The organism is Siphonobacter sp. (genome assembly GCF_048595215.1).
Lineage (GTDB): Bacteria > Bacteroidota > Bacteroidia > Cytophagales > Spirosomataceae > Siphonobacter.
The window spans coordinates 1-12,524 of sequence record NZ_JBMDWJ010000156.1; the positions used below are offsets into that span (position 1 = coordinate 1).

7 protein-coding genes are annotated in these 12,524 nt (G+C 49.4%); 5 read left to right on the forward strand and 2 right to left on the reverse strand.

Annotated features, from left to right (window positions below):
- Nucleotides 1-711: 711 nt before the first annotated feature.
- Nucleotides 712-1,095 carry a hypothetical protein gene (locus ACOJTG_RS09165; protein ID WP_420153541.1) on the forward strand — a complete coding sequence of 128 codons (384 nt, stop codon included), beginning with the start codon at nucleotides 712-714 and terminating at the stop codon, nucleotides 1,093-1,095.
- A gap of 130 nt (nucleotides 1,096-1,225) precedes the next feature.
- On the opposite strand, the gene uvrA is transcribed toward ACOJTG_RS09165, so the two are convergent.
- Entirely contained in the window at nucleotides 1,226-4,075 is a 2,850-nt protein-coding gene (gene uvrA / locus ACOJTG_RS09170) for an excinuclease ABC subunit UvrA (RefSeq protein WP_420153542.1), read from the reverse strand.
- A gap of 205 nt (nucleotides 4,076-4,280) precedes the next feature.
- On the opposite strand from uvrA, the gene ACOJTG_RS09175 reads away from it, so the two are divergent.
- The 3 genes from ACOJTG_RS09175 (at nucleotide 4,281) to tnpA (ending at nucleotide 8,603) form a co-directional block, all read left to right on the forward strand.
- Complete coding sequence (locus ACOJTG_RS09175) at nucleotides 4,281-6,359, forward strand: alpha-L-fucosidase (RefSeq protein WP_420153543.1); 2,079 nt, start codon at nucleotides 4,281-4,283, stop codon at nucleotides 6,357-6,359.
- A 96-nt stretch (nucleotides 6,360-6,455) separates the two neighbouring features.
- A complete protein-coding gene (locus ACOJTG_RS09180; protein ID WP_420153544.1) occupies nucleotides 6,456-7,871 on the forward strand; it encodes a glycoside hydrolase family 125 protein in 1,416 nt (471 codons plus the stop codon).
- A gap of 288 nt (nucleotides 7,872-8,159) precedes the next feature.
- Entirely contained in the window at nucleotides 8,160-8,603 is a 444-nt protein-coding gene (tnpA, locus tag ACOJTG_RS09185; protein WP_420153545.1) for an IS200/IS605 family transposase, read from the forward strand.
- Between the two features lie 69 nt (nucleotides 8,604-8,672).
- Here the strand turns inward: tnpA and ACOJTG_RS09190 are convergent, their stop codons facing one another.
- Entirely contained in the window at nucleotides 8,673-9,281 is a 609-nt protein-coding gene (locus tag ACOJTG_RS09190) for a hypothetical protein (protein ID WP_094816215.1), read from the reverse strand.
- A 142-nt stretch (nucleotides 9,282-9,423) separates the two neighbouring features.
- On the opposite strand from ACOJTG_RS09190, the gene ACOJTG_RS09195 reads away from it, so the two are divergent.
- Nucleotides 9,424-12,524, forward strand: a 3,101-nt coding sequence (locus tag ACOJTG_RS09195; RefSeq protein ID WP_420153546.1) for a DUF4450 domain-containing protein, incomplete at its 3' end; no start/stop codon positions are given.

Here is a 12,524-nt window from a genome sequence, read left to right on the forward strand (position 1 = left end):
TAATGGCACTTTTAAAAAATCATCTAAAATAAAATGGATATGGTCTTCATTTTTATAAATATTTTTTGCTTCATTTATTAAATCTTCTACTATATCAATTCCTAAATATTGATAATTGCTACTTTTTTGTTCATAATTTTATGATTGCTTTGGGTAGCAAACATAAAAAATAACTCGACATAGGGAATACAATGAAAGACAATAAGATAAAATAAAAGACAGCGTATATACGGTTGAGTGTTGTGATATTAGTAATGATCATGGCTTGTTTTTGTGAATTAAAATTGATTATTGATAAGTGTTTTGTCTCTCTTTTTAAACGGCAGATTTAGTGAGCAGGTTATACTGAAATCTATCCCGGTAAATGCATTAGTGGTTTAAAAGTGATCAATTTCTTTTGAGTTTAACCGCAAAGAAGTTGTTTAAAAGTAGCGGGGCTAAATATGCCTTTTGAAAAGTCGATTATACGTATTCGCTTGTGATACACTTCCGGATGAGAATGAAGGTAGGATGTTTTTAAATTCTGGAATCCTTTTGTAAGCTAGAGGAAGAGAGTACCCTAGTCAATAAAGGGTAAAATTAAACAGGTTTACTGGATGGGAAGAATTTGGTCTATTTCGTTAGTCACCTGAAATGAATATGTAAAGAAATCCCTCATGCAACCCTGTCAGAGGGTCTGGCATCTGCGAACAAACGAACGACTTAACAAACATGAAACTCCTCACCTGTCTCTTACTTATGGTGAGTCTGGCAACGGTTGAAAGCCTGGCTCAGAGTAAAACCCCGGAAAGCGTGATTCGTATGCAAACCTTGCTCAGGCAAGCCTCCGATACGGCAAATATCCAATTGCCCGAAAAGCAGTATGCGGTGCAGATTAACCAGTGGATTATTCCTCTGGATGAAACGACGTTAATGGACTGGAAAAAGCAGGATGGCGTGTATGCCGTACAGTTTTTCCTGCAAAAAGGAACAGCCATTACCTCGCAATACGACCCAAGCTTTCGCCGGGCTTATGGCGAAGTGAAGTTGTCTTCCAAACAAGCCTGTCAGGAATTCATCCGTCTGTTTGATGGGTTACGGGTGGAGAGAAAATGATCCTAATAACGTTCAGGAAATACGATTTTATTCACGCAGATGCTTCTTGACTTTTTCAGAAAGTGAGCAAAGCATTATCAAAAAAAAGCTCTTCATATTGAAGAGCTTTTTTTTGATGGAATAGAAGTGATTAAGTCAACTCCATCTTCAAAAACTTCGCCGTGTGGCTGCCTTTTACTTGGGCAACGACTTCGGGCGTACCTTCGGCAATGATCTTGCCGCCGCCGTTACCGCCTTCGGGGCCCAGGTCAATCACCCAGTCGGAGACTTTAATCACATCGAGGTTATGCTCGATGATGAGTACCGTATTTCCCTTATCCACGAGCTTTTGCAGAACGTTCAGCAGATGCTCAATATCCTGGAAGTGTAAACCCGTGGTTGGTTCGTCTAGGATATAGAGTGTCTTACCCGTATCTTTTTTCGAAAGCTCTTCGGCTAGTTTCACCCGCTGGGCTTCGCCACCCGATAGTGTCGTGGCCTGTTGGCCGAGCGTCAGGTAACCCAGGCCTACTTCTTTCAGCGTTTGTACTTTGCGTAGAATTTTGGGCTGATTTTCGAAAAATTCAACGGCCTGTTCGACGGTCATATCCAGTACGTCGGAAATGGATTTGCCTTTGAAACGTACCTCCAGCGTTTCGCGGTTGAAGCGTTTGCCCTTACACACTTCGCAGGGAACGTACACATCCGGAAAAAACTCCATCTCAATTTTCTTCATCCCGGCTCCTTCGAAACCTTCGCAGCGACCACCTTTGACGTTGAAGCTAAAGCGACCCGCCTTGTACCCGCGAATTTTGGCTTCGGGTAATTCTGAAAACAGGGTACGGATGTCGCTGAACATCCCCGTGTAAGTTGCCGGGTTCGAACGGGGCGTCCGTCCAATCGGCGACTGATCCACTTCAATCACTTTATCCAGATGCTCCAGACCTTCGACGGCCTTGTAAGGCATCGGCTCGCGTTTGGAGCGATAAAAATGGTGATTCAGAATCGGGAACAAGGTTTCATGAATGAGCGTACTCTTGCCCGAACCCGATACCCCCGTGATCGAAACCATCGTACCGAGCGGCAATTTCAGCGTCACGTTTTTCAGGTTGTTGCCGTTCGCTCCCGCGATCTTCAGCATTTTGCCATTGCCTTTGCGACGTTCGGCGGGAATCTGAATGGTACGACGACCACTGAGGTAATCGGAAGTCGTCGATCGGTTTTCGAGGAATTGTTGGGGTGTCCCATGTCCCACGACGGAACCACCGTGACGACCCGCTCCCGGCCCGATGTCCACCAGAAAATCCGATTCGAGCATCATATCCTTGTCGTGTTCAACGACCAGAACCGTATTACCCAAATCACGCAGATCCTTGAGCGACTGAATCAGCTTGACGTTATCACGTTGGTGCAGACCAATACTCGGTTCATCCATGATATACAGAACGCCGACCAGCTGCGTACCAATCTGGGTAGCCAAACGAATCCGCTGGGCTTCACCACCCGACAGACTCCGCAGGGGCCGGTTGAGCGTCAGATAATCCAGACCGATGTTGAGCAGAAAGCCAATCCGCTTCCGGATTTCTTTCAGTACTTCTTTTCCAATGACCCGTTGCCGATCGCTCAGGCGGTCTTCCAAACCCATCGTCCAGGAAGCCAGCTCCGAGATCTGCATGTTCGCCAGCTCGGCAATGTTTTTATCGTCAATCTTGAACCAGAGAGCTTCTTTTTTCAAACGGGCTCCCTGACATTCCGGACAGGCTTTGATGACCATGAAATCCTTCAGCCAGTCCTGAATCTTATCCGATCCGCTTTCCTGCTGGCGTTTCAGGAAGTTGATAATGCCTTCGTACTTGGTGTTCCACTCCGTACCCTCGTACTTTTTCGACGGTACCGGAACGGGTTCGTCCGAGCCGTACATCATCATTTCCATCGCTTCGGGTGGAAACTTTTCAATCGGCGTCGTCAGACTCACCTTAAAGGGTTTGAGCAGCACTTCCAGTTGTTTGAAAATCCAGAGTTCGCGGTACTCGCCAATCGGAGCGATAGCTCCCCGACTGATACTGAGCTTTTTATCCGGAATAATGGAATCAATCGTAATCTCTTCGATCACGCCTAACCCCTGACAGGTCGGGCACCAGCCGTAAGGCGAGTTAAACGAAAACGCGTTGGGGGCGGGTTCATCGTAACTAATTCCTGAAACGGGGTCCATCAGGTTTTTGGAAAACCAGCGGGTCTGGTCCTGATCGTCCTGTAACAGCATCAGCCCTTTGCCCATTTGCAGGGCTTTTCCAACGGACTGACTCAGGCGAAAACGATCGTCGTTTTTAGGAATGAGCCGATCGATTACTACTTCAATGTCGTGAATTTTGAAGCGGTCGAGCTGCATCTTCGGAACAATATCCTGAATCTCACCATCGACCCGCACTTTCGTATACCCCTGTTTGGCAATCTGTACGAAGAGTTCGCGGTAGTGTCCTTTCCGACCCCGTACAATGGGAGCCAATAAAATCGTTTTCCGGTTGTCGTAATCCTTCAGAATCTGATCAATGACCTGATCCTGAGAAAACTGAACCATTTTATCACCCGTTACATAACTATATGCCTCACTCGCTCGGGCGTAGAGCAAACGCAAAAAGTCATAGATTTCAGTGGTGGTTCCTACCGTGGAACGGGGGTTCTTGGACGTCGTTTTCTGCTCAATGGAAATAACGGGCGAAAGACCTTCAATTTTATCGACATCCGGCCGTTCCATTGAACCAATGAAGCCCCGGGCGTAGGCCGAAAAGCTTTCCATGTAGCGTCGCTGTCCTTCGGCGTAACTGGTATCAAACGCCAGCGACGATTTTCCCGAACCGCTGATGCCGGTAATGACGACCAGCTTGTTCCGGGGAATGGTTAAATCAACGTTTTTGAGATTGTGCTCACGGGCACCTAAAATTTCAATGAGTTCCTGACCGGCGGGCTCGGTGGATATGGTGGGAAGCTTAGTTTCTGCCATGAGTTTGTAACAACGTAAAAACAAGTAAAGTTACCGCTTTTGACTTTTTTTTCAGTGGATAAGAAGAAACCGACGCCATGAAACGAATACCTTCGTAGATTCTTAAAATTTTTTATTATCTAAACGAGTCTAAGACGCTGTTTTTTCGCTTAGCTACGTAAGGATAAGCCGTTAACGAACAGAACCGCCGAATCTATAGACTCCTATGAAACACCTCTTTGTACCCATTTTAGGCTGCTTTTTAAGCCTATCTACGCTTGCTCAGCAAGCTCCCAAGCCGTACGGAGCCTTGCCTTCAGCCCGGCAATTGAAGTGGCACGATACGGAAATGTACTGCATCGTACACTTTACGCCTACGACGTTTGAAGACAAGGAGTGGGGCTACGGTGATGCCGATCCGAAGACGTTCAATCCCTCTAATTTTAGTGCTGAACAAATCGTAAAATCAGCCAAAGCGGGCGGATTTCGGGGTATTGTATTCGTCGCCAAGCACCACGACGGCTTCTGCCTCTGGCCAACCAAAACCACCGACTACAACATCAGTAAAAGTCCCTTCCGCAACGGAAAGGGCGATATGGTGAAGGAAATGGTGGAAGCTTGCCGAAAAAACGGCATGAAAATTGGCCTGTACTGCTCACCTTGGGACCGTAACAGTGCCGCCTACGGGACCGACCAATACCTGCCCATTTACCAGGCCCAGCTTAAGGAATTGTACACACAATACGGGGAGTTGTTTATGTCTTGGCACGATGGTGCCAACGGCGGCGATGGGTACTACGGCGGGGCCCGCGAATCTCGGAAAATCAACAACCTGACGTATTACGACTGGGACAACACCTGGCAGATTACCCGGAAACTACAACCCAATGCCAACATTTTCAGTGATATAGGCTGGGATGTTCGCTGGGTAGGAAATGAAAAGGGTTTCGCCAACGAAACCTCCTGGGCAACCTTTACGCCTACGGCAGCGGATGGGAAAAGCAAAGGCGTACCCGGTAACGCCAATGATTACGACGCCCCGACGGGTACACGAAATGGGGAAAAATGGATTCCGGCGGAATGTGACGTACCTCTGCGTCCGGGCTGGTTTTATCACGCCAGTCAGGATGGGAAGTCTAAATCTCCCCAACAGTTGCTGGAACTGTACTATAAAAGTGTGGGTCGCGGAGCCGCATTTGATCTGGGGCTCTCGCCTGATAAACGCGGTCAGTTACACGAAGACGACGTGGCCATTCTGAAAAGTTTCGGTGAAATTCTGAAGAAGACTTTTAGCAAAAACTGGGCCAATACGGCTCAGGTAACGGCTACGGGTGGCCGGGGCTTTGCGGTAAAAACCATGCTCGACAATAACCGCCAAACCTATTGGGCCAGCAAAGACGACGTAACGACGCCGGAACTGGTCCTGAGCTGGTCGAAACCCGTTTCGTTCAATGTACTGAGTATTCGGGAGGCCATTGCTCTAGGCCAGCGAATCGAGGAGTTTGCTCTGGACGTCTGGGAAAACGGGGATTGGAAAGAAATTCACCGGGGAACCAGCGTGGGAGCTTTGCGGCTGGTACGCTTGCCGAAGTATCATACCACGGAAAAAATCCGCGTTCGGATTACGAAATCACCCGTGGCGGTGACGATCAGCGAGTTGGGTGTCTATACGGAACCTGAGCAATTACTCGCTCCGGTTGTTCGTCGCGATCAGAAAGGAACCGTGACGATCAGTTCGCCCGTATCCGTTCGGGAAATTCGGTATACGCTGGATGGGTCGGAGCCGAAAGCTACTTCGCCGCTGTACAGTGAATCATTTGCCTTACCCCAGGCGGCTACGGTGAAAGCTCGGGCCTTCGGCGAGGCTCAAAGTGGTCCGGTAACGACGGTAGATTTTGATATGCCTTCCACCAAATGGAAAATTGATCAGAAAGCGGATAAGGCCATCGATGGAGATCCAACCACCGTATGGACTTCGGCCAAAGACGCTTCCTATCCGCATACCCTCACGCTTGATTTAGGCGAAACGCTCGGACTGAAAGGATTCACCTATACCCCCGACGCTTCGGATCACCGCAGCGGTACGGTTTACAAATACCGGGTATACGTATCGACGGATGGTGAAAACTGGGGACAGCCCGTTGCGGAGGGTCAATTCGATAACATTCAGAATAACCCGCTCGAACAACGCGTACGCTTTAAGCAAACGGTACCGGGGCAGTTCTTACGGTTTGTAGCCGTAGAGTCTACGAACGGAAAGGAAACCTGGGCTCGCGTGGCTGAGCTGGGCGTGATTACCAAATAAGTCATCGGGACAAATCCGTTGCGGTTTCGAGTTAAAATCGAGGCTTCCGCACTATATCAACTGAAAACGCTACACTGAAAAACAGTCAAGAAACACATGAATCGTAGAGATTTTATTCAACAGTCGGCCCTGGTGGGTGCGGGGATGATGCTTCCGTTTACGGGTAAGGCGGCGGCGGCTTTCCCGGAAGTACGGATTGCGGCCAACAAACGTAATTTTACCAGCAAAGCCGTAGAAGCTACTATCCAGCGGGTACAGAAAATGATCGGGGATGACGAGCTGGCCTGGCTGTTTGGCAACTGCTTTCCTAACACCCTTGATACCACGGTTCATTACAGTGAAAAGGGGGGTAAACCCGATACCTTCGTCATTACGGGCGACATCGACGCCATGTGGCTTCGCGACAGTACGGCTCAGGTATGGCCTTATCTCTCGCTGGTGAAAGACGATGAGCCGCTACGGAAACTGATCGAAGGGGTGGTTCGTCGCCAAACCAAGTGTATCCTGATTGATCCGTACGCGAATGCTTTCTACAACGGCCCCGGTCACAGCGAGTGGTATTCGGACAATACGAAGATGAAGCCTGAACTGCACGAACGGAAGTGGGAAATCGATTCCCTGTGCTACCCGGTTCGTCTGGCGTATGGCTACTGGAAAACGACGGGGGATACGAGTCCGTTTGATGCGGACTGGAAACAGTCCATCCGGATGATTATCCAGACGTTCCGTGAACAGCAGCGGAAAGAAAATCGCGGTCCGTATACCTTTACCCGTAAAACAGCCTGGGCTACGGATACCGTTCCTGGCAATGGCTACGGCAACCCGACCAAACCCGTAGGTTTGATCACGAGTATTTTCCGTCCTTCGGATGATGCCACGATTTATCCGTTTCTGGTACCGTCGAATTTCTTTGCCGTAGCGATTTTGAAACAAGCAGCGGAAATCAGTCAGAAAATCGGCGACGCAGCCCTGGCAACAGAGTGTAAAACGCTGGCGACGGAAGTGGAGCAGGCGTTGAAGAAATACGCCATTGTAGAGCACCCGAAGTTCGGTAAAGTATTTCCGTTTGAAGTAGACGGCTTTGGCAATGCTCTGTTTATGGACGATGCCAACGTACCGAGTCTGCTGGCTCTACCGTACCTGGATTCTGTATCGGTGAAAGATCCGATTTATCAAAATACACGAAAACTGATTTTGAGCGATTCCAACCCGTATTTCTCAAAAGGAAAAGCGGGCGAGGGAATCGGCAGTCCGCATACGCTGGTGGACAGCATTTGGCCGATTGCAGTTACGATGCGAGCGTTGACTTCCCAAAACGACGCAGAAATCCGGGCTCAGCTGAAACAACAGAAGATGACGCATGCGGGTACGGGCTTCATGCACGAATCGTTCAACAAAGACGACGCGAATAACTTCACTCGTAAATGGTTCGCCTGGTCGAATACACTCTTCGGTGAATTGGTACTGAAGGTAGCGAATGAGCGTCCGGCGATTTTGAAGGGAACTTTGTAGCCTTTCATAGGTTGGATTGTGCCATGGGTAAAACCCATGGCTAATCACATTAAACCCCTTCGGGGTTGGGATTGCCCAACCCCGAAGGGGTTTAATGTGATTAGCCCCGTATGAAATGCGGGGAGACGAATGCGTTTGTGACAACCATTAGTGCCCGGGTACCCCACCCCGGGTGTAACCCGGGGCTATTCAAATTGAACTCCTCCGGAGTTTTTTCTATTTATTCAACGGTGGTCAAGACCGATAAGAATCCTCTTAACATTGCTCATATACATCCTTTAGCTACATATGAGCACCTTTACCCAAATTTTATATCAGATTGTCTTCAGTACCAAACATCGCGAGCCGACGCTGACGCAGGAGAATCGACCATTGCTATTCCGCTATTTCTGGGGCATTCTTCAACGGAAGAATTGTCGCTTATACCGAATTAACGGAGTAGAGGACCATGTGCATATCTTGACGCATATTCATCCTTCCATAGCTCTGGCCGATTTGGTTAAAAGTCTCAAGCTGGCTAGCTCAGAGTACATCAAAGAGCAAAAGTTGTTTAGCGAATTCCGTGGCTGGCAGGTTGGATACGGAGCATTTACGTATTCGCAAAAAGAGAAAGAGGTGTTGATCGCTTATGTGAAGAATCAGGAAGAGCACCACCGCTTGAAGATTTTTCCAGATGAACTCCGGGACTTACTTCAGGAACATGGCATCGTATTCGACGAAAAATACTTATGATAACTCTGGAGGAGTTCAACATCAATAGCCCCAAGTACAACCCGGGGTATCAACGGTTGGCAATAGCCTTTAATACTTAATCCGCACCCGAATTGTATGCGGAGCGGGCTGATTCCCACCAAAGTACAATCCCGTTTTGTAAGCAAATTTCTTGTTGTGATTGAATCGTACGGGCTCACCGTCCATGACCCGATATTCCTTTCGACCGTAATCAATTTTAATACTCAGTCGAGTGGGTTGATTAATGGACGTTTCGCCGACTTTGAAGGCCGTGCGTTGGCCGTCCACGTACGCATAACAACCCAGATCAATTTTCTGCGTTTCCGGATTCCACCGCCAGGCTACCCGAGCCCCGTCTACCTGATGCGGTGCTGAACCTAAATCCTGATTTTTGGATCCGACAAAGCCCAGCCCAATCACCTTATTCCAGTCATGCTGATCGACACTCTGTAAATCATAAATACAGGTACTGTCGAAAGTAACGGTGGCTGCCACTTCCCGAGGGCTGATCAAAATGCCCGTTTTGCGTTTAAAAATCGGTTCATGACTAAACGCTTCAATCACCACCCACTCCGGATCAGAAAACAGAAAGTCGGGGACACAACCCTGAAAAAACAGTCCTACCCATAACAGGCTCACGTAACAGAAAAAACGACTGGCGTACGAACGAAGAAGCATACGGGATAATTTGTAAAAGCTTAACGGTATGGGGTTACAAAGTTGGTATACAGTACAGGCAATAATTCGAAGGAAAGCGATCATTCGAAACGAAAACGTACGTAGAATGACTCAGCAAAGTAAGTCAATCCCGCATAGACTTTTGATAGGGGGATTTTTTTTCTTAACCCAGTTCATTTTCGTAGATGAGCTTCAGGCTCAGGAATTGTATCCCGTTTCCCTGAATGATCGCTCCTGGCACGGCCAGCAACGGGAGCTGCGGTACCGACCCGAGGGTAAAGATTTCGTCATTGTCAATGGCAAGCGAAGATTTACCCGAGCCTTGTACGGAACCAACACGGCGTTTCGGGCCGAAGCAGGCGATCTGCCCGAGTTTGCTCTCTATATGCCGGGTATGGGCGGTAACCTGAAATTTGGCCTGGTGAAAGGCTCGGTCAGTAAATGGCTGAATGATGCAGACACCATTACGGCCGGATACCGACCCGGCTCGATGTTGTACGAAATTAAGGATGCACTTTTAGGAACGGGAACGCTCAAACTAGTCATTCTACCCCTGGCCAATGCGGAAGGAATCATCGTAAAAGCTCAATTCAAAAACGTATCGAATGATCTGGAGCTATGCTGGACTTTCGGTGGAGCCAGCGGAAAAAAATTCAGTCGTAATGGTGACATGGGGCCCGATCCGGAATCGAGCTTTTACCTGAAGCCGGAATACTGTACCGATAATCGTTTCACCATTCAGAAAAATACCTTCACCCTCCAGTACGGTTCCGGACTACCGATTCAGCCTGCTTCCACTGAAACAGCCAAACTCAAAAAAGAACAATCCCTTCTCGGCTTCGTGCCGGTGGCTTCTACGATTCAACGGGCTGATGCTACGCAACAAGAGTCTCCGCTGCAACTGGCTCAATCTCAAGCGGCGGCCTCGCCCGTACTGACGGGTCGGGTAAAAGGAAACGAACCGCTATATTTCGCCTTACAGAATCCGGAAAGTAAAGCAGAACTGGTGTATGCAAATGCCGCAACACTTTTTGCCGAAGCCGAAATCGCCCGAAAAAAAGTAGCGGATCGCATTCAGGTCAAAACACCTGATCCTTATCTCAATACCGTTGGCGGTGCCCTCAGTATCGCCTCAGATGCCATCTGGGAAACGCCTTCGTATTTGCACGGAGCCATTGGCTGGCGAATTCGCCTGAATGGCTGGCGGGGAGCGTATACGGCCGATCCACTGGGTTGGCACAACCGGGCACGAACGCATTTTCGGGCCTACGCTCAGTCGCAAATGTCTGCACCCGTTTCCGGACCGAGCGTACCCGATACAGCCAATCATCTGGCTCGCCAGCAGGAAAAACTGGGGAATGCGGTATTTACGAGCGGCTATATCAGTCGTGACCCGGAGGGGAAAGCCATTCGTCCGCACCATTACGACATGAATCTGGTGTATATCGACGCCCTGCTCTGGCACCTGAACTGGACGGGTGACTTAACCCTCGCCCGGGAGTTATGGCCCGTCATCCAGCGGCATCTGGCCTGGGAAAAACGCAACTTCGATCCCGACGGCGACGGCCTGTACGATGCCTACGCGGCCATTTGGGCCAGTGATGCCCTGCAGTACAGCGGCGGAGCCGTTACCCATACCTCGGCGTACAACTACCGGGCCAATCGGATGGCAGCTACGCTGGCGAAGCTACTGGGCGAGGATGCGAAGCCGTACGAGCGGGAAGCTGAAATCATTCATCGGGCGATCAACCGTGTTCTGTGGATTCCCGAAAAAGGGGTCTATGCCGAATTTCAGGATGCCTTGGGACTAAAGAAACGCCACGACGTACCGGCCCTCTGGACGATCTACCACGTCATTGATTCTGACGTGCCCGATGCTTTTCAGGCCTACCAGAACTTACGCTACGTAGATACCCAGATTCCGCACCTTCCAATCCGGGCCAATGGGCTGAAAGACGAGGGCTTTTATACGATTTCAACCAGTAATTGGATGCCGTATGAGTGGTCCATTAATAACGTAGCCCTGGCTGAATCGGCTCATACAGCGTTGGCAAACTGGGAGGCTGGGCGTACGGAAGAAGCTTTTAAACTCTGGAAAAGTGAATTACTGGCCTCGATGTATCTGGGGGGAAGCCCCGGAAACTTTGTTCAGATTTCCCATTACGATGCCAATCGAGGAGAAGCCTACCGGGATTTTGGTGACCCGGTCGGTATCAATTCCCGAACACTCGTAGAAGGGTTATTCGGTATCGTACCGGATGCGTTGAACAATCGGCTCCTGATTCGTCCGGGCTTGCCCAAAGCCTGGGCGTACGCATCCCTTGAAATTCCGGATTTGTCGTACAACTTCAATCGAAACGGCCTGACGGAAACATACACCCTGAAACCCCGGTTTCCGAAAAAACTGGATTTGTGCCTACGGGTAAACGCCTTACGGGACGGAATCAAACAGATTACGATCAACGGAAAGAAAGTAACCTGGAATTTAGCACCCAATGCGATTGGGCAACCCGTAATCGAAATCAACAGTCCCGCCCAGGATTCGTATGAAATACGGATAGAGTGGGCGGGAAATGATTTCAAGTCCATTCCATTACGCGATACCTACGCTTGGGGTACCACCCAGACTTTTCCATTTCCCGGATCCCTCATTCAGAAGGTTTTTGATCCGCAGGGAATTTGGCAGAACGTACAAACGAAGGGACATACCCTGCGTGCAACGATTGCTCCCAAACCCGGTTCGCGAACGGTCTTTGTCCAGTTAAAACAGGGACAGCTGACCTGGTGGCATCCCGTTTGTTTTGAGGTACAGGAACGGCTATCACTCGTGACTCAGTCGGAACAAACAGCCTTTCAGCTAAAAAATCACACGGATCAAGTCATCAAGCTTCGGTATACCATTCGGGGTGTATCCGCGGAAGTAAAACTGGAACCTAGAGGGTTGTCTGAACCAATCCGGATTCCGAGGGCTCAGCTTCGCCCTGGTACCAATCCGATAGTCATTCAAACCAATGCAGGGGAGCATTTCTCCTTAATGCTGACTAACTGGGAGGCTGCCTTGCCGGAATCTTCTCAGGAGCCAGTATCGCTGACGCCGTACTTCAACGACCGGGTAACACAGATTTTCAAGAATCAATACCTGTCGCCCCGATCGCAAACGCCTACGCTGCAACTACCTACGCAAGGTATTGGCGAATGGACGCACCCGCTGTTGATGGCAGAGATCGACGACGCGGGTTTACG

Excerpts from the sequence above, each read along its gene's own strand:
- ACOJTG_RS09190 (WP_094816215.1), bottom strand. The coding sequence starts at position 9,281 with ATGCTTCTTCGTTCGTACGCCAGTCGTTTTTTCTGTTACGTGAGCCTG.
- ACOJTG_RS09180 (WP_420153544.1), top strand. The coding sequence starts at position 6,456 with ATGAATCGTAGAGATTTTATTCAACAGTCGGCCCTGGTGGGTGCGGGG.
- ACOJTG_RS09165 (WP_420153541.1), top strand. The coding sequence starts at position 712 with ATGAAACTCCTCACCTGTCTCTTACTTATGGTGAGTCTGGCAACGGTT.
- uvrA (WP_420153542.1), bottom strand. The coding sequence starts at position 4,075 with ATGGCAGAAACTAAGCTTCCCACCATATCCACCGAGCCCGCCGGTCAG.
- tnpA (WP_420153545.1), top strand. The coding sequence starts at position 8,160 with ATGAGCACCTTTACCCAAATTTTATATCAGATTGTCTTCAGTACCAAA.
- ACOJTG_RS09175 (WP_420153543.1), top strand. The coding sequence starts at position 4,281 with ATGAAACACCTCTTTGTACCCATTTTAGGCTGCTTTTTAAGCCTATCT.